The following is a 26,431-nucleotide window of genomic DNA, read 5'->3' on the forward strand; positions in this document are numbered from 1 at the left end:
TCCTCCAACGGCCTGACCCTGTGCTCAGGCTCGCTGGGTGCGGACCTGTGCAACAACATCCCGTCGTTGGTCAAAGAGTTTGGTGGCCAGGGTCGTATCCACTTTGGTCACTTGCGCAACGTCAAGGTCGAACCCGATGGCACCTTCTACGAGTCCACCCACAACTCCTGTGATGGCTCGCTGGACATGGCGGCCATTGTCAAGGCCTACCACGATGTGGGTTTTGAGGGTTACTGGCGTCCTGACCATGGCCGCATGATCTGGGGTGAGACGGGCAAGCCCGGTTATGGCTTGTATGACCGCGCCTTGGGGGCGGTCTACCTCAATGGCTTGTGGGAAGCGGTGAGTAAATACACGCCGGCTAAGGTCTGACAACAGAAAGCCGCCACGCCGGGGTGAACCGGTGTGGCGGCTTCTTTAAAAGTGATAGCTGCTAGCCCTTTATGGATAAGGGCTAGCAGCTATTTTTATATCAAGGTCCCTGAAATTTCACGCACCGGTCGCTGCCAGACGCAGTGTGAGGTAACGCCAGGCTCCCTGACTGGTTTCCGACAGCAGCGTGGCGCCTTCGACCGCAACCGAGCGCGGGTCCGCTTGCGGTATCAGGAGCGTCACCTCATTGGATACGGGTGGTTTTTGCCCAGACTTGGCTATCTGGATACGTAGCGCCTCAGCATCACATTGGACGGCCAATGTCCACAAGCCGAACTGGCCTTGTTGATAAGCCTGGCTGTGGCCGTCGTCCTCAAAACATGTGGCTTCGAACGCCCCGGTCTCCAGAGGAAACACTTGGAAGCCTCGCACATCGGCCGTTTGCCCAAAATGCACCGGCGCCAGGTTCAGCGGGATGGCACAGCCTGCACGCGCCAGCAAAGGTGGTGTGCTGCTGTCCAGCGGTGCCGCCAGCGTGAGCCATTGGCCACCGTGGTGGCGTTGGCCGCTCCAGAAATCCAGCCAGTCGCTGCCAGCGGGCAGCCAGAGACGCCGGTCCGTGGCACCTGGCTCCACCACCGAGGCCACCAGCAGATTGGGTCCGAGCAACATGTCGTCGTTTTCGGCCCAGGTCTGCGCGTCCGCCGGAAAGTCGTGGAAGGTCGGGCGGATCATCGGCTCGTAAGCCGAGTGGGAGCGCCACAAGAGGTGGTACAGGTAGGGCGTCAGGCGCACCCGCAGGGCGATCAGTTCACGGATGCGTGCCGTGATCTCGGGGTACATCCAGGGCTCATTCACCGTGCCGTCGTCGTTCCAGGAATGGATGGAAAAACGCGGCAGGAAAATGCCGTTCTGTACCCAGCGCAGTAACAGTTCGGGTCCGGGTGCTGGCCCGGAGAATCCTCCAATGTCATGCCCGGTATTGGACACGCCAGAGAGCGCCAGACCCAGGCCCATTCGGATGTTGAAACGCAACGTGTCCCAGCTGGTGTAGTTGTCACCCGACCAAGTTTGCACATGGCGCTGCATGCCCGGCGTGCCCGAGCGCGAGATCAGCCAGGGCCGCTCCTCAGGCGCAAAAGCCTGCTGCGCCTGGTGGGAGGCCTGCATCATCAGCAGGGTTTGCAAGGACCTGGCCTCGACCGCCGGGCGTGGCTCACCGAAACCAAACATGCGGGCCTGGGTGCTCCAGATTTCGTACTCGTTGTTGTCGTTCCAGGTGGCGGCGATACCGGTCTCCAACAGGCTCTCGGTCACGCGTTCTTTCCACCAGCTGATGGTGGCCGGGTTGGTGAAGTCCAGGTAGGCACCAGTGTCGTCCCAGAACTGCACGGCTGTGGGTTGACCATCGGGGTCCTGGATCAGCAAGCCAGCTTCGGCTGCTTCGGCAAAACGCGGGTGGTCGTGCAAGAGCGCGGGTTTGATGTTGGCACACAGGCGAACACCTTTTGCCAGGTAACTGGCGGCAAACCCGGACGGGTCGGGAAACTTGTCGCGGTTCCAGTGGAAGACGTAACGTTTGCCACCAATCGAGGTGTAACCCGAGGACAGATGGAAAGACTCACAGGCGATGTCGTGTTCCTGGCAACGCGCCAGAAACTCACCCATGCGTTCCTGGGCGTTGGGCGCATCGGTGTAACTCATGGTCGAGCCCGAGTAGCCCAACGAAAATTTCGGCGCAAACACCGGTCTGCCGGTCAGCCAGGTGTAGCGCTGGGTGATAGCGGCCGGGCCGTCGCCTGCGATGAAATAGAGGTCCAGGTCGCCATGTTCGGCCACAAAGTAGCGGTAGTGGCCGTGGTAGTTGTCCATTTCCTTGCCCATGTCGAACACACACTCGGACAAGGTGTCGTAGAACAGGCCAAAACAAACACCGCTGCTTGGCTTGTGGGTCAGGTAAAACGGGATGTGTTTGTAGAGCGGGTCGGTGCTGCGGGCGTCGTAACCCATTGGGTCCAGGTTGCACATCTGGTAACGCTGACCGGCGCGGTTGGCCAGGCCGGTGCGCTCGCCCAGGCCAAAGTACATCTCACCGCGTTCGCGCTGCAGGTAGTGGTAAACACGCTGGTCCCACCAGCCAAAGTTGTAGGCCTGGGTCGGTCGGTCATTGGCCGCAGCTTGCCAGACACCACTCCGTTTGACCTCCCAGCGGCAGAACAGGCCTTTGAGCTGGATGCTCAGGCGCAGGTCGCGGGTGGTGACCGTCAGGGTGTCGGCATCCTGGGCCAGCTCAAAGTCTGGCAGCGCAAAACCCGAGAGGTCAAAGCGGTCACGGCCCTCGGCCGCAATGTCGTCCAGACCGGGCGCAATGGCCCAGGTGCGGGGAAAGTGCAGGGTGGCATCGGGCAACACCAGCAGACGGACGATGTCGTGTTCGAGCACAAACACATGGGCCAAGGCACCCTCGGCGCTACGCAGCACCAGATGGTTGCCGCTGCTGGCAGGATCGAGTGAAAAAAGAGGAATTTGGTCAAGTCTCATGAGGGGAGTCCAGTTAGCCAATCTTGCCCAGTACCACTTGAGGTAGCCACAGGGACAGTGCCGGGATGTAGGTGACCATGCACAAGGCCACGATCAGGAAGAAGAACATCGGCATCAATGGTTTGGTGAGTTGCGCCAGTGTCACATTGGCCATTCGGGCGGCCACAAACAGTGTGCTGCCCACCGGGGGGGTGGCCAGGCCGATGCACAGGTTGAACGTGATGATGATGCCGAAATGCACCGGCGAGATGCCGAGCTTCATCGCCACTGGCAAGAAGATCGGTGTAAAGATCAGCAAGCCCGGCGTGATGTCCAGGAAAGTTCCCAGCAGCAGCAACAACACGTTGAACAGTGTCAGCAGCACGTAGGGGTTGTCCGAGAAGTTGGTGATGGCGTCACTGAGTACGGTGATCGAGCCGGTGCTCGCCAGCAGCCACGACATCGTCATGGACACACCCACCATCAGCATCACCACAGCAGTGCCGACGGCAGCATTGAGCATCGCATCGAACAGCTTTTTCCAGGTCAGGCTGCGGTACAGCAGACTGAGGATCAGGGTGTAGGCTGCAGCGGCACCGGCGGCCTCCGTGGCGGTGAAGATGCCACCCACGATGCCTCCCATGATGATCAGCACCATCGTCAGCGCAGGCAGCGCGCGCCAGAATGTCAGCAGCGCTTCTTGACGGGTGTATCTGTGCACATCATTGGGCAGGTCGCCGCGTTTGGCCAGGATGTGTATCCAGACCATGATCGACAGAGCCATCAGGATGCCAGGGATGTACCCGGCCACAAACAGCACATCCACCGGTGTGCCGCCCGAAATCAGCGAATAAATGATCAAAGCGCCTGAAGGAGGAATCAGCAAACCACAGGGGGAGGCCGCCACATTGGCTGCGGCGCAGATCGGCATGTTGTAGCCCGCCTTGCGTTGCAGCGGCGACATGGTCGAGCCGACGCTGGCGGCACTGGCCACAGCCGAGCCCGAGATGGCGCCAAACAGTGCATTGGCCACCACCGAAATCTGTGCCAGAGAACCTGGTAACCAGCCCACCAGCACCTTGGCCAAGTCAATCAGTCGCAGCGCAATGCCACCAGTGTTCATGAGGCCCCCGGCCAGGATGAACAAGGGAATGGCCACCAGCGTGAAACTGTCCAGGCTGGACGCGACCCGCTGGGCCGACACGATCAAGGCGGTGTCAATCGACGGGGTCACGGTGAACAGCGCCAGCACCGTACCAATGCCGATGCAGAAACTCACCGGCACACCAAAGAACAACAACAGCGTGAACACCACGCCCAGAATCATCAGCGCGTTCATGCGGCCAACTCCTTGTTCACATGTTCAATCGCTTCTTCCACCTCATTGGCGCGCCTGAAGCTGGCGGGATTCACAAGAATCGCAATCTCGTAGAACACGATGCATGCCCCCGCGATCGGAATACAACTGTAGACGTAGCCCATCGGTACCTCCAGCGTGGCGGAGAACTGCTCCACCTGAAAGGCGCGCAGCACCAGTTTGAGCCCGCCATACAAGAACACCGTCGCCGAGAAGGCCAGCACCAGGGCTGCCACAGCACGCATGTGGGTCAACAGGGCCTGGCCCTGCAACTTTTCGGCCAGCATGTCGTAGGCCATGTGCTCCAGCCTGCCACAGGCGTAAGCCGTTCCGAGCAGGCTGAGCCAGATCACTGCAAACCGTGATACTTCCTCCGTGAAGATGGACGGGTTACCCAGCGCGTAGCGGCTGATCACCTGCCAGATCACACACAGCGCCAGCACGGTGAAGGAAATGATCAAACCCGCCTGCAACAGGCGGTCGATCACGGTTCGTAGCAATCTCATCATGATGTTTCTCTGAGTGGTTTACCGAGTGGCTGCAATCTGATCGAGCAAACCGGCGATACGTGCGTTCTTGCGCTCTTCATCCAGCATCGGCTTGACCTTGTCCACAAACGGTTGTTTGGCTGGGGTGCTGAACTTCACGCCCATTTTTTCTGCAGCAACCGCTTCGGTCTTTTCGGCTTCAGCCCACAGACCACGTTGGTACACAAACGATTCGTGGGCGGCGGAGCGCAGCGCATCTTGCAAAGGTTTCTTCAAGCTGTCCCACTTGGCGGTGGAGATCACCAGCACATCAGGCACCATTTGGTGTTCGGTCTGCGAGAAGAACTTGCTGACTTCACCGTGGCGGCCGGTGGTCAGGGCGGTGACGTTGTTCTCGGCGCCATCCACCACACCGGCTTGCAACGCGGGATACACCTCACCCCAGGCCATGGGGGTGGGGGATGCACCCAGCGCTTGGATCATTTTGATCGTGGTTGGGCTTTGTTGTACGCGGATCTTCATGCCTTTCAGATCATCAGGCGTGTTGATCGGCTTTTTGGCGTAGAAGCTGCGAGCACCCGAGTCATAAAAGGTCAGGCCGATGAAGCCACGGTTCTTGGATGCGTTCAGGATCGTTTCACCGACCTGGCCGTCGAGCACCTTGAAGAAGTGGTCCTTGTTGCGGAACACGAAGGGCAGGTTGAACACCTTGTATTCCGGGGCAAAGGTTTCCAGCGGCGAGGCGCTGGCCTTGGTCATCTCGAGAATGCCGTTTTGCACCTGTTCCAGCGTTTCACGTTCCTGGCCGAGGGTGCCGTTGGGGAAAATCTTGATCTCGAGTTCGCCGTTGGACTTTTGCTTGGCTAATTCGGCAAAACGCACCATGGCCAGATGCACCGGGTGTTTGTCATTGAGACCGTGTGCCAGCCGCAGTGTCTCGGCCCAGGCGCCGCTGGTGCCAAGTCCGACCAGCACCAGGGTGGCAGCAAGTTTTGTCAGTTTCATCGCAAAATCTCCTTCGTGATAAGCGCCCGTGGGCGGGGTTTGGGAAATGGTAAAAATCAATTGGGGCCGGATGTCGGCCAGTGTTGTTGGCACCAGCTCGCCACCTGCTGGCGCTCTGTCTCAGTCAGGTGCAGGCCCAGTTTGCTGCGTCGCCACAACACATCGTCAGCGCAACGCGCCCACTCGTGCTGGTGTAGATAGTGCAGTTCGGCCTCGAACAAGCCTGGAGCGACTTGCTGGCCCAAGGCACCGACCTTCAGGAAGGTCTGCAGCCGCGAACCATACGAGCGCAACCAGCGCTGCAATAACGCCGGGGGCAGTTCCGGGTGCTGGCGTACCAGCATCTCCAGCGCATGTGGCATGTCCTTTACGGAACCGGCCGGTAACTCAAGTCCTTTGCACAGGTCCGCACCCGGCAAACTGGCGTGCGCGGTCCAGGCTGCATTGCCTGCACCCAATGCCGCACACAGGCGGTCGGCAGCCTCTTCGGCGAGTTTGCGGAAGGTGGTGATCTTGCCGCCCCACACCGACATCAGAGGGGCGGCTTGGGTGTCGAGCTCTAGTTCGTAGTCGCGTGTGACGGCCGAAGCGTCGGTGCCTTCGGCCGCATCGAGTAGGGGCCTGACGCCGGAATAACTCCAGACCACATCTTGCTCGCGAATGGGCTTTTGGAAGTAGCGGCTGGCCTGCTCACACAGGTAGCTGACTTCGTCCTGGTTGATGTGCACCGCATCCAGACCACCGTGGTACTCAATGTCGGTGGTGCCGATCAGGGTGAAGTCACGCTCATAGGGAATGGCGAAGATGATGCGCCGGTCGGCGTTCTGAAAGATGTAGGCGTAGTCGTGCTCAAACACTCTGGGCACCACAATGTGGCTGCCCTTGACATGCCGCAACGAGCGCACCGCTTTGTGTTGTGCGCTGTCACGCAGAAACTGGCTGGCCCAGGGGCCTGTGGCGTTTACCACCGCGCGGGCCTGCACGGGCTCGATGTGTCCATCCCGATGACGCAAGTTCACCTGCCAGCCGGTGTCTCCAGTGCGTTGCACCTGGGTCACCTCGCAGCGGGTGCAGATGCGGGCGCCGTGTTCTGCCGCATCCATGGCCAGCAGCACCACCAGGCGCGCATCATCGACCCAGCCGTCGGAGTACTCAAAACCCTGTTTGAAACGGCTCTGCAGTGGTGCACCAGCCGGGTGTTGGCGCAAATTCAAGCCGCGCGAACCGGGCAGCAGCTCGCGCCGTGCCAGATGGTCATACAGGAACAGGCCGATGCGGATCATCCAGGCAGGGCGCATGGCGGGATCGTGTGGCATGACAAAACGCAGCGGCCACATGATGTGGGGGGCACTGCGCAGCAACACTTCACGCTCGGCCAGGGCCTTGCGCACCAGCCCGAACTCATAGTATTCGAGGTAGCGCAGGCCACCATGTATCAGTTTGGTTGAGGCTGACGAGGTGTGTGCGGCCAGATCATCTTTTTCGGCCAACAGCACCGACAGACCACGACCGGCCAGGTCGCGCGCGATGCCTGCGCCGTTGATGCCACCGCCAACCACCAGCACGTCATAACTGGCTGTGGGAGATGCCCTTGGGTGATCATTCATGGGTTCGTATCAAATTCGTTTACGTTCGTTATTGGAGTCATTTTTTAAAAATCGAACAATAGGGAAAACCCTAGAGCCTAAAACGAAGCTTTTCAACGATAGTACGTGCCATGGTCTGTGTTCTGGGCTGTTTATGAACTTCAATCCGAATCCTCGTCAGTTCTCCATGCTCAGCAAGGTGCAGGAGCTTGGTTCGGTCAGTGTCGAGGCGCTGGCCGAGCAGTTTGGGGTCACCCTGCAGACGGTTCGCCGTGACGTCAAGCTGCTCTCAGATGCGGGCTTGTTGTCACGGTTTCATGGCGGCGCCCGTCTGCCCAGTTCCACCACCGAGAACATCGCCTACCGTCAGCGCAAATTGCTCAACGATGCCGCCAAACACCGCATCGCCTGCGCCGTGGCTGACGCGGTGCCGGACGGCTGTTCGCTGATCATCAACATCGGCACCACCACCGAAGCGGTGGCCCGCGAGCTGCTGCGCCGCAAGGACCTGCGGGTGATCACCAACAACCTCAATGTGGCCACCATCCTGGCGGCCAACCCGGGTTTTGAGGTGATTGTGGCGGGGGGCGTGGTGCGCTCGCGTGACAACGGCATCGTGGGTGAGGCCACGGTGGATTTCATCCGCCAGTTCAAGGTCGACATCGGCCTGATCGGCATCTCCGGCATCGAGGCCGACGGCACATTGCGTGACTTTGACTACCGGGAGGTGTCGGTGGCGCGGGCCATCGTCGAGCGCGCGCGTGAGGTCTGGCTGGCTGCCGACCACAGCAAATTCAACCGCCCCGCCATGGCGGAGGTGGCGCGCATCGACCAGGTGGATGTGCTGTTTACCGACCTGGCTCCGCCATCACCTTTTGACACACTGCTTGACGAAGCCGGTGTGCGTTGTGTCATCACTCCCTGATCTACTTTTTCTTTTCACGTCACCATGACCTACCTTTTGGCCCTGGACCAGGGCACCTCCAGCTCACGCAGCATTGTTTTTGACCGCGCCGGTCGCGTGGTGGCCTCGGCCCAGCGTGAGTTGCGCCAGATTTACCCCCAGCCTGGCTGGGTGGAGCATGACCCGATGGAGATCTGGGCCAACCAGCTGGCCACCGCCAAAGACGCTTTGTTGCGCGCGGGCATCAGTGCCTCCCAGGTCAAAGCCATCGGCATCACCAACCAGCGCGAAACCACCGTGGTCTGGAACCGGCGTACCGGTGTGCCGCTGCACCAGGCCATCGTCTGGCAGGACCGCCGCACCGAGCCCGATTGCCAGCGTCTGCGCGACCAGGGCCAGGCGGCCAATATCCAGGAGCGTACCGGCCTGGTGCTGGACGCCTACTTTTCCGGCACCAAGGTGGGCTGGATCCTGGACCATGTGCCGGGTGCACGCGCCGCAGCCGAGTGTGGTGAACTGGCTTTTGGCACCATCGACAGCTGGCTGCTGTGGCAGTTGACCGGCGGGCGGGTGCACGCCACCGATGTCAGCAATGCTTCCCGCACCATGTTGTTCAACATCCGCACCGGCCAGTGGGACCCGGAGCTGCTGAACCTGCTGCAGGTGCCGCCTCAGTTGCTGCCGCAGGTGTTTCCTTCTTCGCATGTGTTTGGCGAAACCGATGCCAGCCTGTTTGGGCAGTCGATCCCGATTGCCGGTATCGCCGGTGACCAGCAAAGTGCGTTGTTTGGGCAGGCCTGTTTTCGAAAGGGTCTGGCCAAGAACACCTATGGCACGGGTTGTTTTTTGCTGATGCACACCGCAGACCAGTTACAAACCTCGGGCAACGGGTTGATCAGCACCCGCGCCGCGCAGGTGGGCGTTGGCCCGCAATACGCACTGGAGGGCAGTGTGTTTATCGGTGGTGCGGTGGTGCAGTGGCTGCGTGACGGCCTGCGTGCGATTGACTCCAGCACGGCGGTGCAAGCTCTGGCGCAAAGTGTGCCGGACTCGGGCGGGGTGGTGTTTGTGCCGGCCTTTACCGGTCTGGGCGCACCGTACTGGGAGCCTGAGGCGCGCGGTGCCATTGTGGGTCTGACACGCGGCACCGGCCTGGGGCACATTGCCCGCGCCGCGCTCGAGAGCATCGCTTTTCAAAGCGCCGCACTGCTGGGCGCCATGGGGCGCGATGCGGCGGCGGGGCAAAGTGCCCCGATCACCGAGTTGCGGGTGGACGGTGGCGCCTGCGTCAACGACCTGCTGATGCAGTTTCAGGCTGACCTGCTCGGTGTGCCGGTGGTCCGGCCCAAGGTGGTTGAGACCACCGCGCTGGGTGCGGCTTATCTGGCGGGCCTGGGCACCGGGGTGTACCAGACGCTGGAAGAGCTGGAGTCCCTGTGGCAGCCCGAGCGCACCTTTTTGCCCACCATGTCGCCCCAGCGCGCTGCTGAGTTGATGGCGCAGTGGGAGCACGCGGTGCGCCAAGCCACCCTGGCTTGAGTTGGCTCAGGTGGCGCAGCCCACGCGCCATTTCAAAATAAGTAGCTACAGGCCCTTTATTCATAAGGGCTGAAAGCCATTTTGAGTGCTATTTCAGCGGGTGTGGCGGTGTTGCTGGTGGTAGTGCTAAAGTCCGTGCTCCCCGTGGCTTGACGGCAGCCTTGGCGCCCAGACCACCCATGGTGCAGACCGGGCGGCTTGCACCTTTGGTGGCCTCGAACCGAGCAAGCTGCTTGTTCTACCTAGCCCAGGGGGCGCCTCCTCGCGTTCTTTCTGTCACCCAGGCACCGGCCCAGCCGCCGGTCCCCAACTCTTGTTGTTTCTGATGTTGTGTTCTCTCTGTTTATGCGCTGTCTTGCCGGAAGTGGCCTCTGATGAATCCTGACGCACACCACATCTGGCAGGCGCCACGCTGGGCGCTGGCGGTGCTGCTGGCCATGCTGGGCATGCTCGGGCCGTTTTCGATTGACACCTACATCCCCGCGTTTTCGGGCATTGCCGCGTCCCTCAACGCCACGCCGGTGCAGATGCAGCAGACGCTGTCGGCCTATCTGTTCGGTTTTGCCTTCATGAGCCTGTTCCATGGGGCGCTGTCTGACAGCGTCGGGCGCCGGCCAGTGGTGTTGTGGGGGCTGGCAGCTTTCACCTTGGCCTCGATGGGCTGTGCGCTGTCTCAAAGCATTGGCCAGTTGGTGTTTTTCCGCGCGGTGCAGGGGCTGACCACCGGCGCGGGCATTGTGGTTTCACGCGCGGTGGTGCGTGACATGTTCCCGCCTGCGCAGGCGCAAAAGGTGATGAGCCAGATCACCATCTACTTTGGTGTGGCACCGGCGGTGGCGCCGATGATTGGCGGGGTGTTGTTTGCCCACCTGGGCTGGCACAGCGTGTTCTGGTTTCTCACCGGGGTCGGTGTGTTTCTGTGGCTGGCCAACTACCGCTTGTTGCCCGAGACGCTGCACCTGAGCCACCGTCAACCGCTCAAGATCAGCAACCTGATGCAGGGTTACTGGCAGCTCGGGCGTGATCCGCGTTTCTTGTTGCTGTCGCTGGCCAGCGGCATCCCGTTCAACGGCATGTTTTTGTATGTGTTGTCGGCCCCGGTGTTTCTGGGCGAGCATCTGGCCCTGCCGCCCACGCAGTTTTTCTGGTTTTTTGTGCTCACCATCAGTGGCATCATGAGTGGCGCCTGGGTCAGTGGTCGTATGGCCGGGCGGATTGCCCCCAAACGCCAGATCCGCAACGGCTTTGTGATCATGCTCAGCATGGCGGTACTGAATCTGCTGGCCAATACGCTGTTCACCGCCCATGCGGCCTGGGCCATGTTCCCGATTGCGATTTTTTCCTTTGGCTGGGCGGTGATGGTGCCGGTGGTGACGCTGCTGGTGCTGGACCTGCACCCGGACCGCCGGGGCATGGCCTCGAGCCTGCAGGCCTTTGTGGGCTCCAGCGCCAACGGTCTGGTGGCCGGGGTGATTGCGCCGCTGGTGATGCATTCCACCGTCGGGCTGGCGGCCACCTCGCTGGCGCTGTTGTCGATTGGCCTGGTGGCCTGGGTGTTGCTGCGTCGGCGCTGGGCGAGCATCGGTGCCTGACCCCGGATCTTGAAGCAGGGCCATGACATGACGCAGATGCTGCCGCTGTTGCTGCTGCTGAGTGCCTCGATGGGCTTGGGCTTGTGGATGGGCTGGCAGTTTCTGCGCCGCCTGGGCAGCAACCCGATCCACATCGGCTTTCACCTGATCCTGGGGGTGGTGGGGCTGGAGATGGTGGTGATGTTGTTGCGTGGTGCACCCGACGGCAGTGTCGTCGCCGCTGGTGCGCTGGGCAAATCGACTGCACTGGTGTTGGCCACTGCGGTCATCACGGGGTTTGCCACCTCGGTGCTGGCACGGCGCTGGTCACGCCAGGGGAGTGCCTGGGTGCTGGCCATCCACGCTTTGCTGGGGTCCGCCGGGTTTGTGCTGTTTTTGGCCTGGGCTTTTGTTTTGTAGTTCACGCAGGGTTACCGGGTGCGAGACAGGCACTAATATCTGGGGCATCCCATCACACAAGGAGCCATTGTGGCCACTGACTCTCATCCATGGCGTTTTTTTCGGGCAGGTGGTTTTGACCAGGTGCAACTCGACACAGCAGCCGACCTGCTGGCGCTGAGTGAGCTGGACCAGAAACTCTGGGTCGCCTTGTCGTGCCCGGTCAAGGGCATCGAGTTTGACGCCCGCAGCCTGCAGTTCATCGACAGCGACAACGATGGCCATGTGCGGGCGCCCGAGTTGTTGGCCGCCATCCGCTGGGCCCATGGCCGTCTGCTCAACCCCGAGCTGCTGGTGCAAAAGTGCGAGGGTGTGCCCATTGCCCAGATCCGTGATGATGACGAATCCGGCAAGTTGATCAAAGCCGCCGCATTGGTGCTGGCCCGCGAACTCGGCAAGACCGAGTCCGATGTGCTGACCGTGGCCGAGGCCAGCGCCGCCCAGGTCAGCCACGCGACACGTGCGCTGGCCGCATGGGAAGCCGATGGCCATGACGCGCTGCCGCTGGGCGACGCCACCGCCGCTGCCCATGCGCTGGTGACTGAGCTCGATGGCAAGGTGCAGGACTATTTCACCCGCTGCCAGCTTGCCGCCTTTGATGAACGTGCTGGTGGTGTGCTCAATGCGTCTGAAGACGCGCTCAAAGCCCTGGCCCCCGCCAGCCTGCAGACCAGCAGCCCAGGCATCAGCGACCTGCCTTTGGCCCATGTCACCTCAGACGCTGTGTTGCCCTTGACCCGTGGCATCAACCCGGCCTGGGCAACACGCATCCAAGCCCTGCGCGACACCGTGGTGACGCCGCTGCTCGGTGCGCAAGACCAGCTCAGCCCGGTCGACTGGCAAAGCATCCAGAGCAAATTGGCCAGTTACACCACCTGGCTGGCGGCCAAACCCGACCCCTCGGCTGAGGGCGACGGTGTGCGCGACCTGGAACAACTGGCCCGTTATGTGCGCGACCTGCAGCCGCTGGCCAACAACTTTGTCGCGTTTCGCGACTTCTACACCCGCCAGGGCAAAGCCACCTTCCAGATCGGCACGCTGTACCTCGACGGGCGTTCGTGTGAGTTGTGTGTGGCGGTCAACGATGCGGCCAAACATGCCGCGCTGGCGGGCCTGTCCCGGCTGTGCCTGGTGTATTGCGACTGTGTGCGCGGGGCAGACAAACTCAGCATCGCCGCCGCCTTCACTGCGGGCGACTCGGACCAGCTCATGGTCGGGCGCAATGGTGTGTTTTACGACCGCCAAGGCCGTGACTGGGACGCCACCATCACCAAGATCATTGACCACCCGATCAGTCTGCGCCAGGCGTTCTGGTCACCTTACAAACAGGTGGCGCGCGCCGTGGGCAGCCAGATGCAAAAACTGGCCGCCAGCAAAGCCAAAGCGGCGGATGACAAACTGGTGGGCGCGGCTCTGAGCGCCAGCACCAAGGCCGCCGCAGGTGATGCTGCCAAGGCGCCACCGCCGCCGCCGTTTGATGTGGGCAAATTTGCCGGTATTTTTGCCGCCATCGGGCTGGCGCTGGGTGCGGTCGGCACCATGGCGGTGTCGGTGGTCAGTGGGCTGTTTTCGCTGGCTTGGTGGCAGTGGCCGCTGGTGGTGTTGGGGGTGATGTTGCTGATCTCGGGGCCTGCGGTGTTGCTGGCCTGGTTCAAGTTGCGCGCCCGCAACCTGGGCCCGATCCTGGACGCCAATGGCTGGGCCATCAATGCACGGGCGCGCATCAACATCCCGTTTGGCACTTCGCTCACGCAGATTGCGCAGCTGCCTGCCAACGCCCAGCGCAGCCTGAGCGACCCCTACGCCGACAAACCGTCGAGCTGGCCCTACCTGGTGCTGATGCTGGTGGTGGCCGTTGGGGTGATGTGGTTTTTGGGCTGGTTGGGCTAAATCGGCGCTTGTTTCCACCCAGCGGGATGGGGTGACGGCCAGGGTGGCGCCCTGGACCCGGTTTGTATGAAAAAGAGCTGCTAGCCCTTATTGGGAAAGGGGTAGCAGCTCTTTTTTTGGTAGTGGCTGTGTGACCGTTTCGCCTCTGGCTGAGCTGCTTGGCCTGCAACCCAGGCGCTTGTGGCTGGGTCGAGAGCAGGGCTGAAGCACCTTAAAATACTGTTCATGCATACAGTATTTGGTGTCTAATACCCCATGGCCCTGTCTTCTGTTTCCACCCTGCTTGAGCGCTTTGGCGACGCCGTGTGGCGCGCGGACGCCCTGGCCGAGGCTGCCAGTGCCGACGGCGGTGTGTTGCCCAGTGGCCATGCGCTGCTGGATGCCCAGCTGCCTGGTGGTGGCTGGCCGCTGGGGGCGCTGAGTGAGGTGTTGCAGGCGCCCGGGGATGCCGCCGAGTGGCGTCTGCTGCTGCCAGCCTTGTCCACGCTGAACCGCAGCGTGGTGCTGGTGGGGGCGCCACATCTGCCGTTTGGCCCGGCGCTGGCGGCGCAGGGGCTGGATCTGCGCCGCCTGGTCCAAGTGCAAGCGAGCACCGTGGCGCAGCGTCTGTGGGCGGCCGAGCAGGCGCTGCGTTGCAGTGAGGTGGCGGCTTTGCTGGTCTGGTTGGCGCAGGTGCGCTCTGAGCATCTGCGGCGTTTGCATCTGGCGGCGCAGGCCCACCGCTGTTTGTTGTGTGTGTTTCGCCCGGTCAGCGCGCAGGGCGAGTCTTCCCCTGCGGTGTTGCGGCTGCTGCTGGGGGCGGCAGCTGGGCCGCCAACCGCGTCAAGCCCGGACGATGACTTGGCAGTGCAGATCCTCAAACGGCGTGGCCCGCCGCTGGCCGAGGTGTTGCAGCTGCCAGCCCGGCCTGTGACGCTGAGTGCCTTGTTGGCGTTCAACGCTGTGCCGCTGGCGTCTGCTGCGGGCTGGGTTGAACCACCCCGGTCTGTTGTGTCTGGTACCGGAGCCCTTCACCGGGGACACCCCCACACCCTGGCTGGAGCCTGTTTATGCACTGGATCGCCTTGTGGCTGCCGCCTGAGTTAGCCGCGCCGGGCCGCAGCAGGGAGGAGGCTCGGCCTGTGGCTGCAACGTCATCGGGCACGCATGGGGCACCCGTGGCTGAGGGGGCTGACTTGGCCGACCCGCTCACCGCCCTGGGCTGGTGGGCGCTGCAGTTCACCCCCAAGGTGGTGTTGTCCGGCGGCGCGGTGCTGCTGGAGGTGTCGACCAGCACCCGGCTGTGGGGTGGCCAGGCCGCGCTGTTGCGCCATATTTGTGAGTCAAACAAGCCGGTAGTCCTTGTGTACTATGGGCAAGGTGATACATCTTTGGTAGCGCTTGCGCGGGCGCAGCATCCGCCACAGCCGCCGCTGATGCCGGACCAGTTGCCGCTGAGCAGTCTGGCAGCGGCCCAGCCGCATCTGGCCACGCTGGCGCGTCTGGGTTGCCGCCGCTGGGGCCAGTTGCGGGCCTTGCCGCGTGCCGGTGTGGCAAGGCGTTTTGGTGCGGCGCTGGTGGATGCGCTCGACCAGGCCTACGGCTTGCGCCCGGATGTTTACCCCTGGCTGAGCCTGCCCGAGGTGTTTGAGGCGGCGCTGGAATTGCCCCAGCCCGTGGACAGTGCGCTGGCCTTGTTGTTTGGCGCGCGCCGCCTGTTGGCGCAACTGCAGGTCTGGCTGCAGCTGCGCCAGCGCGGAGTGCTGGCGGTGGAGCTGGGTTGGTTGATGGATGTGCGCCGCAACACGGCGACACAGGGGGCACTGGTGCTGCGCAGCGCCGAGGCCAGTGCCGACACCAGCCACCTGCTGCGCCTGCTGGCCGAGCGCCTGGGCCAGCTCACGCTGCCCGCGCCGGTGTTGTCGCTGCGCCTGCGCTCGCTCGAAACCCAGGCGTTGCAGGGGCAAAGCGCCAGCCTGCTGCTTGAAGACCAAGCCCAGGGCGACAGTCTGGCTCAGCTGCTCGAGCGTCTGAGTGCGCGACTCGGTGTCCACAACGTGTTGTGTCTGTTGCCACAAGCCGACCACCGGCCCGAACAGATGCAGCGCTGGCGCCCAGCGGCTGGTGGTGTATCGGCGGCCATCATGGGCCAGCATCGGGCACCCAGGAAGACTTCGGAAAAGATAGTGATAAGCCCTTGTGGTACAGGGGCTGGAGGCCAAAATAGCTCAAACATGGCCGATAAGAGAGCCCCTGTGCCAACGGGGTGGGCCACGGCCCTGTACCCCACCTGGCTGCTGGCCGAGCCTTTGCCGCTGCGGGTGGTCCAGCAGCAGCCGCATTACCAGGGGCCGCTGACCCTGCTGGCGGGGCCGCAGCGGCTGGAGGCCGCCTGGTGGGCGGTGTTGCGGCCAACCGGGCCGTCTGCTGAGCGCCCTGACCCCGGACCACAACCTCAGGTTGCTGGCGAGGCACCACCGCCCTCTGGCCCCGTTGTTTTGCGCGACTACTTTGTGGCGCGCAGTCCCAGCTCACCCCTGTTGTGGATCTATCGCGAGCGGCTCAGCAGTGCTGCGCCCGCCTGGTTTTTGCATGGGGTGTTTGGCTGACTTGGCCGAGAGGCTTTCGCCCTTTGTACGGGTTTGGGTGTTTTTGATCTTTGACCAAATTTAGGTCTAACTTAGGCCTTGTTTAGCCTAAGTGGTGATCCTATGATCGATCAGAGCCTCACAAGAATGGGGCCAGAGCCGATAGGAGACAAACTTTGGCACACTGGGACACACTGTCTGTTGACGAGATCAGCATCCTGCAAACCATTTTCTGGTCGGCGGGTGTGTCTCGTTATGAACTCTCGCATCGGCTGGCCTATTCAAAAAGCAAGACCAACAGCTTGGTGGCCTCCCTGCTCGATCAGGGGCTGCTGGACGAGGTGGGGCTGCTCAACTCCAACGGCGGACGCCGCGCCGAGACGCTGCAAGTCAGCGGCGGGCTGGGTGTGCTGTTGTGTGTGGACCTGGGCGCCACCAGCCTGGACTTGGCGGTGATGAAACCCGATTTGACGGTGTTGGCCCAGATTGCTGAACCCCTGGACGTGCGGCGCGGCCCAGGTGATGTGATGTCACGGGTGCGGGTGCTGATGCGCCAGATGCTGGCCCAGTGCGGCGCCACCGCCAAGCAGGTCATCGGCATTGGTGTGGGGGTGCCGGGGCCGATCGACTTTGAGAGTGGCCAGCTGGTCAATCCGCCGCTGATGCCCAACTGGGACGGTTTTTCGATCCGCGACTACCTGCGTGAGGAATACAGCGCCCCGGTGTTTGTGGACAACGATGTCAATCTGATGGCGCTGGGTGAGTTGTGGCGCCTGCAACGCAGCCTGCAGAACTTTCTGGTCATCAAAGTGGGCACCGGCATTGGCTGCGGCATCGTCTGCCATGGCGAGGTGTACCGGGGGGCCAACGGCTCAGCCGGTGATGTGGGCCACATTTGTGTGGACACCGCCGGGCCGCGTTGCCACTGCGGCAATCTGGGCTGTGTGGAAACCATGGCCGCTGGCCCGGCCATCAGCCGCCTGGCGATCGAGGCCGCACAGTCGGGCCACAGTGAGCTGTTGGCGGCCTGTCTGGCCGACAAAGGGCAAATCACCCCCGAAGACGTTGGCCAGGCCAGCCGCAACGGTGACGCCGCTGCCAACCACATCATCCAGCACACCGGCAACCTGATCGGGCAGATGCTGGCGTCCGTCGTGAATTTTTTCAACCCCTCACATGTGTTCATTGGGGGTGGCATCACCCGCATCGGCCCGTTGTTGTTGGCATCGGTGCGCCAAAGTGTTTACCAGCGTTCACTGGCCTTGTCGACCCGGCATCTGGAGATCCAGTACACCCCGCTGGCTGAGCAGGCTGGTCTGGTGGGCGCCGGGGTGTTGGCCATGCAAGAGACGCTGAAAAGCAAGGGGAAACGCGCATGAGTGTCGACGTTGAATTCGACCAGGTGGTCAAACAATTTGGCCCGGTGCAGGTCTTGCACGGGGTGAGTTTCAAGCTGCAGGCCGGGCGCACCGTGGGCCTGATCGGTGAGAACGGCGCTGGCAAGTCGACCTTGATGAAAATCCTGTCCGGCTTTGAGTCGATCAGCAGCGGCAGCATGCGCATCAACGGCCAGCCGATGGTGTTTGCCAGCTCGCGCCAGGCCGAGGAGCAGGGCATTGTGCTGATCCACCAGGAGTTCAGCCTGGCCGACGACCTGACGATTGCCCAGAACCTGTTTCTGGGCCACGAGAAAAAACGCGGCTGGCTGCTGGACGAGGCCAGCATGCAGGCCGAGGCGGCCCAGGTCATCGCCCAGGTCGGTTTGCAGGCCGACGTGACCACCCGCGTGCGCAACTTGATCGTGGCGGAAAAGCAGTTGGTGGAGATTGCACGCGCCCTGTTGCGCCGGGCCCGCCTGCTGATCATGGATGAGCCCACCGCCACCCTGACCCCGGGCGAGACCAAACGCCTGTTTGCGCTGATGGCGCAGCTCAAGGCCGATGGTGTCACCCTGGTCTATATCTCACACAAGCTCGACGAGGTGCAGCTGGTGACCGACGAGGTGGTGGTGATGCGCGACGGCCAGTTTGTGGCGCGTGAAGCCACCGCTAACCTGACGCGCCAGCAGATGGCCAGCCTGATGGTCGGGCGCGAACTGGCCAACCTGTACCCGCCCAAGGCGCCGCATTTGCCCTCCGCCACGCCGGCGCTCAAAGTCACCGGCCTGACGGTGCCAGGCTGGGCCGAGGACGTGAGTTTTGAGGTGCATCCGGGTGAAATCCTGGGTTTTGCCGGGCTGGTGGGCGCCGGGCGCACCGAGTTGTTTGAAGGCCTGCTGGGCCTGCGCCCACGCAGCGCCGGGCAGATTGAACTGCAGGGCCGGGTGGTCGATTTACGCAGCCCACGCGCGGCCGACCAACAGGGTCTGACCTACCTGAGTGAAGACCGTAAGGGCAAAGGCCTGCATGTCAACCTGGGCCTGCGCGAGAACCTGACGCTGATGACCTTGCAACGTTATGCCCACCCGCTGCTGGACATCACCGCTGAAAAAGCCGCGCTCCAAACCGCTGTGGACGACTACGGCATTCGCACCGGCAGCCTGAACAACCGCGCATCGTCGCTCTCGGGCGGCAACCAGCAGAAGCTGGCGCTGGCCAAGGTGTTGCACCCGAACCCGAAGGTGGTGGTGCTTGACGAACCGACACGCGGGGTGGACGTGGGCGCCAAAAGCGACATCTACACGCTGATCCAGCGTCTGGCCCGTGAGGGCTTGGCCGTCATCGTCATTTCCAGTGAGCTGCTGGAGCTGATTGGTCTGTGCCACCGCGTGGCGGTGATGCGCAGTGGTCGGCTGCAAGCCGTGCTTGAAGAAAACCAGTTAACCGAACAGGAGTTGATCACCCATGCCACAGGAACCCACTAAAGCGCTGCCCACAGCGCAGGCTGCCACCCCCTGGCTGGGCCGTTTACAGGGCCTGGGCCCGGTGATTGGCCTGGTGCTGCTGTGTGTGGCCGGCACTTGGCTTAACAGCAATTTTGCCACCCTGGACAACGCCATGAATGTGCTGACCCGCACCGCTTTCATCGGCATCATTGCGGTGGGCATGTGTTTTGTGATCGTCTCGGGCGGTATCGACCTGTCGGTCGGCTCGATGGCGGCACTGATTGCAGGTAGCGTCATCTTGACCATGAACGCGCTGGCGCCGATGGTGGCCTCACCGGTGCTGATTGTGGTGCTGGGTATGGCGCTGGCGCTGCTGCTGGGTGCGGCGTTTGGCCTGGCGCATGGGCTGTTGATCACCAAGGGCCACATCGAGCCCTTTATCGTGACCCTGGGCACCCTGGGTATCTACCGCGCTTATTTGACCTATTTTTCCAACGGTGGCGCGATCACCTTGGACAACGACCTGAGCGACGTTTACAGCCCGGTCTATTACGCCAGCGTGGCTGGCATTCCGATCCCGGTGCTGGTGTTTCTGGTGGTGGCGCTGCTGGGGGGGCTCATCCTGAACCGCACCGCTTTTGGCCGCTATGTGCAAGCGATTGGCTCCAATGAGCAGGTGGCGCGTTATGCCGCTGTGGATGTGGACTTGGTGAAGATCCTGACCTATGTGTTGCTGGGTGTCTGCGTTGGCATTGCCACCCTGCTGTATGTGCCGCGCCTGGGCTCGGCCACCCCCACCACCGGGCTGTTGTGGGAGCTGGAAGCCATTGCGGCGGTCATCGTTGGTGGCACCTCGTTCAAGGGCGGCTCGGGCAGCATCACCGGCACCGTGGTGGGTGCGGTGCTGCTCTCGGTGATCAGCAACATCCTGAATCTGACCAGCATCATCAGCGTTTACCTAAACGCGGCGGTGCAAGGCTTTGTGATCGTCGGCGTGGCTTTCACGCAGCGAGGCCGGCGCTGACCCGTTTGCCATTTTTCCCAACCCCGGTAGCAGGACGCTACTTTTTTCCAACCTCAGGAGATCGTCAACATGAAAACCATCACCCGTAGATTAGCCTTGACCGCTGTGGCCCTGGCGGCCCTGGCCAGTGCGCCGAGTTTTGCGGCAGAGAAAGTGGTGTTGGGTGTGGCCATTCCGGCTGCCACCCACGGCTTCACCGGCGGCATCGTGTTCTGGGCCAACCAGGCCAAGAAGGACTTGGAAAAAGCCCACCCCGACCTGCAGGTCATCGTCAAGACCGCCTCCGGCGCGCCCGAGCAGGCCAACCAGTTGCAAGACCTGCAGACCGTCAACAAGATCAATGCGTTGGTGATCTTCCCGTTTGAATCTGCCTCGCTGACCAAGCCCGTGGCGCAGGTCAAGAGCAAAGGTGTGTATGTCACCGTGGTCGACCGTGGCCTGACCGACACCAGCGCACAAGACGCCTACATCTCGGGTGACAACACAGCGTTTGGCAAGATCCCGGCCGAATACCTGGCCAAAACCATGGGTGGCAAGGGCAACCTGGTGGCGATGCGCGGTATTGCCACCACACTGGACAACGAGCGTATGGACGCGTTCAACAGCGTGCTCAAAGCCCACCCTGACATGAAACTGCTGGACGCCAAATACGCCAACTGGAACCGCGACGACGCGTTCAAGGTGATGCAGGACTACCTGACCCGCTTCAAACAGATCGACGCGGTCTGGGCCGCTGACGACGACATGGCTGTGGGTGTGCTCAAAGCCATTGACCAGGCCAAACGCACCGACATCAAAATCGTGTTTGGTGGCGCCGGTGCCAAGGGCATGATCAAAACCTTGATGGACGGCAAGGACCCGCGCATCCAGGCCAATGTTTCCTACTCGCCCAAGTTCATCTATGACGCGATCAAACTCACCGCCGAGGCTCGGCTTAAAGGTGAGAAGCTGCCCGCCACCTACATCATCCCGTCGGTGCTGATCACCAAGGACAACGCGGCGCAGTTCTACTTCCCGGATTCACCGTTCTGAGTCTTTGGTAAAAGCGGCTGCTAGCCCTTATAGATAGAGGGCTAGCAGCTATATCCTGTATAGCATAAGGAGGTTTGGTCATGGCACGCCCCGTCACACTGTTTACCGGCCAGTGGGCCGATTTGCCCCTGCAGGAGCTGGCGCCGCTGGCCAAAAGCATGGGCTACGACGGGCTGGAGCTGGCCTGCTGGGGCGACCATTTCAACGTCCAGCAAGCGCTGGCAAGTCCGAGCTACCTGCGCGACAAACAGGCCCTGTTGTCCAGCCACGGCCTGCAGTGCTTGGCCATTGGCAACCATCTGGTGGGGCAGGCGGTGTGTGACCTGATCGACGAGCGCCACCAGTCGATCTTGCCAGCCCATGTCTGGGGTGATGGTGATCCAGAAGGCGTGCGCCAGCGCGCGGCCACCGAGTTGCAGGACACCGCGCGTGCTGCGGCACGGTTCGGTGTCAAAACCGTCACCGGATTCACCGGCTCGTCCATCTGGCACAGCCTGTACGCCTTTCCGCCAACATCCCAGGCGTTTTGGAACAAGGGGTTTGCTGACTTTGGCCAGCGTTTTGCCCCGATCCTGGCGGTGTTTGACGAGCAGGACGTGAACTTTGCGCTGGAAGTGCACCCCACCGAGATTGCCTTTGATACCGCCACCAGCCAGCGCGCCCTGGCGGCAGTGCAGGGCCACCGCCGCTTCGGCTTCAACTTCGACCCCAGCCATCTGGCCTACCAGGGCGTGGACTACATCCGCTTCCTGCGGACTTTTCCAAGCCGTATTCACAACGTGCACATGAAAGACGTCTGGTGGGGCAGGGGGGACGGTTCGGTCGGCGTTTTTGGCGGGCACACCTCCTTTGGGGATGCCCGGCGCCACTGGGATTTCCGCAGTGTCGGGCGCGGGATGGTGGACTTTGAATCCATCATTGTGGCCCTCAATGACATTGGCTACACCGGCCCCTTGAGTGTGGAGTGGGAAGACAGCCGCATGGACCGGGTGCACGGCGCTACCGAGAGTGCGACCTTTTGCAAACGGCTGGACTTCAAACCCGCCGTTGGTGCGTTTGACGCGGTTTTTGCCAAAGACAGATCATGAGCGCAGCTTCAAGAAAACTGCGCTACGCCATGGTCGGCGGTGGGCGCGATGCTTTTATTGGCGCGGTGCACCGCAAAGCCGCTGCGCTGGACGGCCAGATTGAACTGGTCGCTGCTGCCTTGTCGAGCCACCCGGACAAGGCCCGTGCCTCGGGCCGCGACCTGTTTCTGGCCGAGGATCGCAACCACGGCAGCTGGCAGGACCTGCTGGCTGACGAACTCAAACGCCCACCCGAGGAGCGCATCGACTTTGTCTCCATCGTCACACCCAACCACCTGCATTACCCGGTGGCCCTGGCGTTTGTGGAGGCCGGCTTCAACGTGGTGTGTGACAAACCCCTGGTTCACACCCCTGAGCAAGCGCAGACCCTGGTGCAAACCGTGGCACGCCAGAACACAGTGTTTGGCGTCACCTACAACTACACCGGTTACCCGATGGTGCGCCAGATGCGCGAGATGGTGCGCAGCGGTGTGATTGGGGATGTGCGTAAGGTCATCGTTGAGTACCACCAGGGCTGGCTGGCCACCGCCGTGGAAGCCTCCGGCAACAAACAGGCGCTGTGGCGCACCGACCCTGCCCAAAGTGGTCTGGCGGGTGCCTTGGGAGACATTGGTTCACATGCCGAAAACCTGCTGGCCAGCGTGACCGGGCTGGAGGTCGAAGCCATTTGCGCCGACCTCGGCACCCTGGGCGCCGGGCGCAGTCTGGACGATGACGTCAACCTCTTGCTGCGCCTGCGTGGTGGGGTGCGTGCTGTGCTGGTGGCTTCCCAAATTTGTGTGGGCTGTGAAAACGACTTGCGCCTGCGGGTGTTTGGCAGCACCGGCACCCTGGACTGGCGCCAGGAGCAACCCAACCAGTTGTGGCACCTGCCTTTGGGTGAGTCGGCGCGTCTGCTGACCCGCGGCTCGGTCGGGCTGTGCGCCGCTGCTGCGCAGGCCACCCGGCTGCCGACCGGGCACCCGGAAGGGTTCATTGAGGCCTTTGCCAATATCTACTTGGGTGTGGCTGCGGATATTCGGGCCAGACTGGACGGCAACCAGGCCACCACGGCGGATTACCCACGGGTGGAAGATGGCGCGCGTGGTGTGTATTTCATCAACAAGGTGCTGCAGTCATCCCACTCGCAAGACAAATGGACGCTGTGTGACTGAGTAGCGGCTGTCGGTTGCCTCCAAAAAAATAGCACCAAACCCAGAATTTACCTGGGCTTGGTGCCAATTTTGTGGTGATGTGTCGGTCAGCGTTTGTACAAAGCCCTGAACTGCGCATAACGCGGCATCAGCACCTCTTGCTCAGCCGCGTCAGGGGTGTAGGTGGCTTCGACGGCAGGGGTCAGGCACACCGCGTGTGGGTCGGCACCGGTGGCCAGCCAGCCCAGGCGCGCCGCACCCAGAGCGCCACCCACGGTGGAGCTTGCATGGGTGACGATCTCGATGTTCAGCGCCGAGGCCAGTTGTTGTGCCCACATCGCGCTGCGCGAGCCGCCGCCCACCAGCGACAAACGTTGCACCGTGCTGCCAGCGGCCTTGAGTGCGGCCAGGCCGTCGTTCAGGCCGAAAGTCACACCTTCGATCACCGAATAACCCAGGCGGGTGGCGTCGGTTTCGAAGTTCAGGCCATGGAAACTGCCGCGCACATTGGCGTCGTTGTGGGGGGTGCGTTCACCGGCCAGGTACGGCAAGAACAGCGGGGCGGCAGCGCGCTCGGCCAGTGTCAGGGATGCCGCCTGATTCGCCAGTGCGCCTTCGTTGGCGACGCCGAGCAGGTGGGTCACCCATTGCAGCGCGCTGGCAGCAGACAGCATCACGCTCATCTGGTGCCACTGACCGGGGATGGCGTGGCAGAACGCATGGGTGGCACTGGCCGCATTGGGCTGGTAAGACGGGGTCACGACAAACAACACACCGCTGGTGCCCAATGACAAAAAGCCTTGTCCGGCCTGGACGGCGCCCATGCCGACCGCGCTGGCGGCGTTGTCGCCCGCGCCACCGGCCACCAGCACGGTTTTGGACAGTCCCAGCAACTGGGCGACCTCGTTTGTGAGGGTGCCGCTGGCCTGGCTGCCTTCCACCAGACGCGGCATGTGTGCCTGCGTGAAGCCGGTCAGGGCCAGAAGTTTGTCAGACCAGGCGCGTTGTTGCACGTCCAGCCACAGGGTGCCGCTGGCGTCGGACAAGTCGGTGACGTAGTCGCCGGTCAGCATCAGGCGCACGTAATCCTTGGGCAGCAACACCTTGGTAACTTGCTTGAACAGCTCGGGCTCATGGCGTGCCACCCAGCGCAATTTGGGGGCGGTGAAGCCGGGCATGGCCAGGCTGCCACCCAGTTGTGCCAGTTCAGGCAACTCGGCCATCATCTGCACACACTCCTCGGAGCAGCGGGTGTCGTTCCACAAAATGGCGGGGCGCAGAACGCGGTCTTGTGCGTCCAGCAACACCGCGCCGTGCATCTGCCCGGACAGGCCGATGGCGCGCACGGCAGCATATTCAGCGGAATGGGTTTGCCGCAGTTCGCCCAGCGCGGCCTGGGTGGCGGTCCACCAGTCTTGCGGGTTTTGTTCGCTGTGGCCCGGGTGGGGGCGCGACACGGTGAGCACCGAGCCTGCCGAGCCGATGACGCGGTGTGAGGTGTCAAGCAGGACGGCCTTGACTTCTGAGGTGCCGATATCGATACCGAGAAACATGAAGATTGCTCCAGAGGGTTGGGTTTAGGGGTGGGTGGCGTCGTAGGCCACATTGGTGGCATAACCGGTGGGTGCTTGCATGGGCCTGAGTTGGCGGTGCAACACCAGCGCAGCCGCGCCCACGGCCGAGGCCAGCAACCCGTAACGCGCCGGGCGCACGGGCGGGGCAGGCATGCGGGCACCGTCCGAATAGGTTTTCAAGGTTTCCTGGGCGCGGGTGATCAAGCCCGGGTACTTGGCGCACGAGGGGCCGCCCACGATCAGCACGCTGGGGTCGAAGGTGGTCCAAAGGTTGGCCAGAACCACCCCCAGATAGTTCCCGCCACTGCTGGGGTCGATGAGTTTGTCCAGGATGCGCGCGCCAAAGAAGGTCTCCGCACAACCGCGGCGCCCACAGGAGCACAGGGGCCCGTTGATCTGCAGGATGCCGTGCCCAATTTCACCGGCGCCACCGTACTGGCCGGTGAACAGCCGGTCATTGAGCACAATGCCGGCGCCGACCCCCACGTCGCAGGTGACAAAAATCAGCGAATCGCTGGCGTGGCCTTCGACAAACTCGTATTCACTTAGCGCGGCCGTGTCGGCTTCGTTTTGCACGTACACCGGCATCGGCGGCAGCTTGACCTGTTTCAGCGCGGCGGTGAAAAGGGGCAAGAAGTCGACATTCCACCAGCCCAGGTTGGACGCAAAATGCACCTTGCCCGTGGTTTCGTCAAACGCACCCGGCAGCCCAACACCCAGCCCCGTCAATTGCAAGCCCCATGACAGCAGCAGTTCATGGGCGCGGGCGACCAGGTAAGCGATTTGCTGGCACACCTCGACCGGCTCCATGCCCTGTCTGGGCTCTTCTGTGGACCACAGGATTTTTCCAGCCAGGCTGACACACGCAACCCGCAGCACATCGACCGCCACTTCCACCCCGACCAGCGCACGCGTGCGGCCATCAATTTGCAGCGGGGTGGAGGGTCGTCCCGCGCCTTTGGCGTTCACGGTGTCGCTCTCGGTGATCCAGGCCTCATCAATCAGTTCGCGCACCAGCAGGCTGACGGTTGATTTGGTGAGGCCACTTTCCTGGGCCAGCTGCGCACGCGACAAGCCAGGCTGAATCCGCAGCAGTCTGAGTAACACGCTGCGGTTGATGCGTTTGACGAGTTGCTGGTCGCCGGTGGTTTTCATGGCCGGCCATCCTGGTGCAAGCGGCTTGCCCGCTGATGTGGGTGCCTGCAGGCCGCGCTGTGATGCCACACGACGGTCATACCAAGGCACCACAATGGCTGGCGCATTGGGCCGGGCTCGGCGCTTGTGTGGTACCCCCCGATCCTGGGTGGCGATTCGACCTGAGTTTGCAGAGTTGACATGACAGAGTTCACCGGAAGCAGCGGAGGTGGGCCACCTCCAGAGGGGCTTGTGGCTGGGGCTATGAAATTAGTTTGATTGGCAAACTATTGTCCACATGTTGGTCCAGGCAAGACATCAGGGTTTACCCTGTGGCGATGGCTTGCCGGTCTTGTCCTCTGGT

21 protein-coding genes are annotated in these 26,431 nt (G+C 62.3%); 14 read left to right on the forward strand and 7 right to left on the reverse strand.

Annotation, left to right across the window (positions count from 1 at the left end):
- Positions 1-372: mannonate dehydratase (locus tag KKO72_RS17690; RefSeq protein WP_214936525.1), on the forward strand; the 372-nt coding region annotated here is incomplete at its 5' end.
- Between the two features lie 117 nt (positions 373-489).
- Here the strand turns inward: KKO72_RS17690 and KKO72_RS17695 are convergent.
- From KKO72_RS17695 to glpD, 5 genes are read right to left on the reverse strand one after another with little or no spacing between them, the layout of a single operon-like run.
- On the reverse strand, positions 490-2,913 hold the full coding sequence (locus KKO72_RS17695; RefSeq protein WP_214942040.1) for a TIM-barrel domain-containing protein: 2,424 nt from the start codon (positions 2,911-2,913) through the stop codon (positions 490-492).
- Positions 2,914-2,926: 13 nt separating this feature from the next.
- Positions 2,927-4,231, reverse strand: coding sequence for a TRAP transporter large permease (locus tag KKO72_RS17700; RefSeq protein WP_078364239.1), 1,305 nt, complete (start codon positions 4,229-4,231; stop codon positions 2,927-2,929).
- Positions 4,228-4,758, reverse strand: coding sequence for a TRAP transporter small permease (locus tag KKO72_RS17705; RefSeq protein WP_078364238.1), 531 nt, complete (start codon positions 4,756-4,758; stop codon positions 4,228-4,230). The genes KKO72_RS17700 and KKO72_RS17705 overlap by 4 nt, the downstream gene beginning before the upstream one ends.
- Before the next feature lie 18 nt (positions 4,759-4,776).
- Positions 4,777-5,742 carry a TRAP transporter substrate-binding protein gene (locus KKO72_RS17710; protein WP_214942043.1) on the reverse strand — a complete coding sequence of 322 codons (966 nt, stop codon included), beginning with the start codon at positions 5,740-5,742 and terminating at the stop codon, positions 4,777-4,779.
- 56 nt (positions 5,743-5,798) lie between these two features.
- Positions 5,799-7,349 (reverse strand): glycerol-3-phosphate dehydrogenase, encoded by a 1,551-nt coding sequence (glpD, locus tag KKO72_RS17715; protein ID WP_214942046.1) that lies wholly within the window; start codon positions 7,347-7,349, stop codon positions 5,799-5,801.
- A gap of 133 nt (positions 7,350-7,482) precedes the next feature.
- Here glpD and KKO72_RS17720 point away from each other — a divergent pair, with 133 nt between their 5' ends.
- The 13 genes from KKO72_RS17720 (at position 7,483) to KKO72_RS17780 (ending at position 23,380) form a co-directional block, all read left to right on the forward strand.
- Positions 7,483-8,253 carry a DeoR/GlpR family DNA-binding transcription regulator gene (locus KKO72_RS17720; protein ID WP_214942049.1) on the forward strand — a complete coding sequence of 257 codons (771 nt, stop codon included), beginning with the start codon at positions 7,483-7,485 and terminating at the stop codon, positions 8,251-8,253.
- Between the two features lie 24 nt (positions 8,254-8,277).
- Positions 8,278-9,771: a glycerol kinase GlpK gene (glpK, locus tag KKO72_RS17725; RefSeq protein ID WP_214942053.1), complete on the forward strand. Its 1,494-nt coding sequence runs from the start codon at positions 8,278-8,280 to the stop codon at positions 9,769-9,771.
- 374 nt (positions 9,772-10,145) lie between these two features.
- Positions 10,146-11,363, forward strand: a complete 1,218-nt coding sequence (locus KKO72_RS17730) for a multidrug effflux MFS transporter (RefSeq protein WP_214942057.1) — start codon at positions 10,146-10,148, stop codon at positions 11,361-11,363.
- 27 nt (positions 11,364-11,390) lie between these two features.
- Positions 11,391-11,762, forward strand: a complete 372-nt coding sequence (locus KKO72_RS17735) for a hypothetical protein (RefSeq protein ID WP_214942060.1) — start codon at positions 11,391-11,393, stop codon at positions 11,760-11,762.
- Positions 11,763-11,831: 69 nt separating this feature from the next.
- Positions 11,832-13,691: a hypothetical protein gene (locus tag KKO72_RS17740; RefSeq protein WP_214942063.1), complete on the forward strand. Its 1,860-nt coding sequence runs from the start codon at positions 11,832-11,834 to the stop codon at positions 13,689-13,691.
- A 255-nt stretch (positions 13,692-13,946) separates the two neighbouring features.
- Complete coding sequence (gene imuA, locus KKO72_RS17745; RefSeq protein WP_214942065.1) at positions 13,947-14,777, forward strand: translesion DNA synthesis-associated protein ImuA; 831 nt, start codon at positions 13,947-13,949, stop codon at positions 14,775-14,777.
- Complete coding sequence (locus KKO72_RS17750) at positions 14,741-16,279, forward strand: DNA polymerase Y family protein (protein WP_251140750.1); 1,539 nt, start codon at positions 14,741-14,743, stop codon at positions 16,277-16,279. The genes imuA and KKO72_RS17750 overlap by 37 nt, the downstream gene beginning before the upstream one ends.
- A gap of 155 nt (positions 16,280-16,434) precedes the next feature.
- Positions 16,435-17,637, forward strand: coding sequence for an ROK family protein (locus KKO72_RS17755; RefSeq protein ID WP_251140751.1), 1,203 nt, complete (start codon positions 16,435-16,437; stop codon positions 17,635-17,637).
- Entirely contained in the window at positions 17,634-19,121 is a 1,488-nt protein-coding gene (locus KKO72_RS17760) for a sugar ABC transporter ATP-binding protein (protein ID WP_214942068.1), read from the forward strand. Before KKO72_RS17755 ends, KKO72_RS17760 begins: the two co-directional genes overlap by 4 nt.
- Complete coding sequence (locus KKO72_RS17765; RefSeq protein WP_214942071.1) at positions 19,102-20,106, forward strand: ABC transporter permease; 1,005 nt, start codon at positions 19,102-19,104, stop codon at positions 20,104-20,106. The genes KKO72_RS17760 and KKO72_RS17765 overlap by 20 nt, the downstream gene beginning before the upstream one ends.
- Before the next feature lie 69 nt (positions 20,107-20,175).
- Positions 20,176-21,138, forward strand: coding sequence for a substrate-binding domain-containing protein (locus tag KKO72_RS17770; protein WP_214942074.1), 963 nt, complete (start codon positions 20,176-20,178; stop codon positions 21,136-21,138).
- Positions 21,139-21,218: 80 nt separating this feature from the next.
- Positions 21,219-22,226, forward strand: coding sequence for a sugar phosphate isomerase/epimerase (locus tag KKO72_RS17775; protein ID WP_214942076.1), 1,008 nt, complete (start codon positions 21,219-21,221; stop codon positions 22,224-22,226).
- Positions 22,223-23,380 (forward strand): Gfo/Idh/MocA family protein, encoded by a 1,158-nt coding sequence (locus KKO72_RS17780; RefSeq protein ID WP_251140752.1) that lies wholly within the window; start codon positions 22,223-22,225, stop codon positions 23,378-23,380. Before KKO72_RS17775 ends, KKO72_RS17780 begins: the two co-directional genes overlap by 4 nt.
- An 86-nt stretch (positions 23,381-23,466) precedes the next feature.
- Here the strand turns inward: KKO72_RS17780 and xylB are convergent, their stop codons facing one another.
- On the reverse strand, positions 23,467-24,912 hold the full coding sequence (gene xylB / locus KKO72_RS17785) for a xylulokinase (protein WP_214942080.1): 1,446 nt from the start codon (positions 24,910-24,912) through the stop codon (positions 23,467-23,469).
- A gap of 24 nt (positions 24,913-24,936) precedes the next feature.
- A complete protein-coding gene (locus KKO72_RS17790) occupies positions 24,937-26,088 on the reverse strand; it encodes an ROK family transcriptional regulator (RefSeq protein ID WP_214942083.1) in 1,152 nt (383 codons plus the stop codon).
- Positions 26,089-26,431 lie beyond the last annotated feature (343 nt).

It is taken from the genome of Rhodoferax sp. U11-2br (assembly GCF_018619435.1).
Taxonomy (GTDB): domain Bacteria; phylum Pseudomonadota; class Gammaproteobacteria; order Burkholderiales; family Burkholderiaceae_C; genus Rhodoferax.

Excerpts from the sequence above, each read along its gene's own strand:
- KKO72_RS17695 (WP_214942040.1), bottom strand. The coding sequence starts at position 2,913 with ATGAGACTTGACCAAATTCCTCTTTTTTCACTCGATCCTGCCAGCAGC.
- KKO72_RS17700 (WP_078364239.1), bottom strand. The coding sequence starts at position 4,231 with ATGAACGCGCTGATGATTCTGGGCGTGGTGTTCACGCTGTTGTTGTTC.
- KKO72_RS17705 (WP_078364238.1), bottom strand. The coding sequence starts at position 4,758 with ATGATGAGATTGCTACGAACCGTGATCGACCGCCTGTTGCAGGCGGGT.
- KKO72_RS17710 (WP_214942043.1), bottom strand. The coding sequence starts at position 5,742 with ATGAAACTGACAAAACTTGCTGCCACCCTGGTGCTGGTCGGACTTGGC.
- glpD (WP_214942046.1), bottom strand. The coding sequence starts at position 7,349 with ATGAATGATCACCCAAGGGCATCTCCCACAGCCAGTTATGACGTGCTG.
- KKO72_RS17720 (WP_214942049.1), top strand. The coding sequence starts at position 7,483 with ATGAACTTCAATCCGAATCCTCGTCAGTTCTCCATGCTCAGCAAGGTG.
- glpK (WP_214942053.1), top strand. The coding sequence starts at position 8,278 with ATGACCTACCTTTTGGCCCTGGACCAGGGCACCTCCAGCTCACGCAGC.
- KKO72_RS17730 (WP_214942057.1), top strand. The coding sequence starts at position 10,146 with ATGAATCCTGACGCACACCACATCTGGCAGGCGCCACGCTGGGCGCTG.
- KKO72_RS17735 (WP_214942060.1), top strand. The coding sequence starts at position 11,391 with ATGACGCAGATGCTGCCGCTGTTGCTGCTGCTGAGTGCCTCGATGGGC.
- imuA (WP_214942065.1), top strand. The coding sequence starts at position 13,947 with ATGGCCCTGTCTTCTGTTTCCACCCTGCTTGAGCGCTTTGGCGACGCC.
- KKO72_RS17750 (WP_251140750.1), top strand. The coding sequence starts at position 14,741 with ATGCACTGGATCGCCTTGTGGCTGCCGCCTGAGTTAGCCGCGCCGGGC.
- KKO72_RS17760 (WP_214942068.1), top strand. The coding sequence starts at position 17,634 with ATGAGTGTCGACGTTGAATTCGACCAGGTGGTCAAACAATTTGGCCCG.
- KKO72_RS17765 (WP_214942071.1), top strand. The coding sequence starts at position 19,102 with ATGCCACAGGAACCCACTAAAGCGCTGCCCACAGCGCAGGCTGCCACC.
- KKO72_RS17770 (WP_214942074.1), top strand. The coding sequence starts at position 20,176 with ATGAAAACCATCACCCGTAGATTAGCCTTGACCGCTGTGGCCCTGGCG.
- KKO72_RS17775 (WP_214942076.1), top strand. The coding sequence starts at position 21,219 with ATGGCACGCCCCGTCACACTGTTTACCGGCCAGTGGGCCGATTTGCCC.
- KKO72_RS17780 (WP_251140752.1), top strand. The coding sequence starts at position 22,223 with ATGAGCGCAGCTTCAAGAAAACTGCGCTACGCCATGGTCGGCGGTGGG.
- xylB (WP_214942080.1), bottom strand. The coding sequence starts at position 24,912 with ATGTTTCTCGGTATCGATATCGGCACCTCAGAAGTCAAGGCCGTCCTG.
- KKO72_RS17790 (WP_214942083.1), bottom strand. The coding sequence starts at position 26,088 with ATGAAAACCACCGGCGACCAGCAACTCGTCAAACGCATCAACCGCAGC.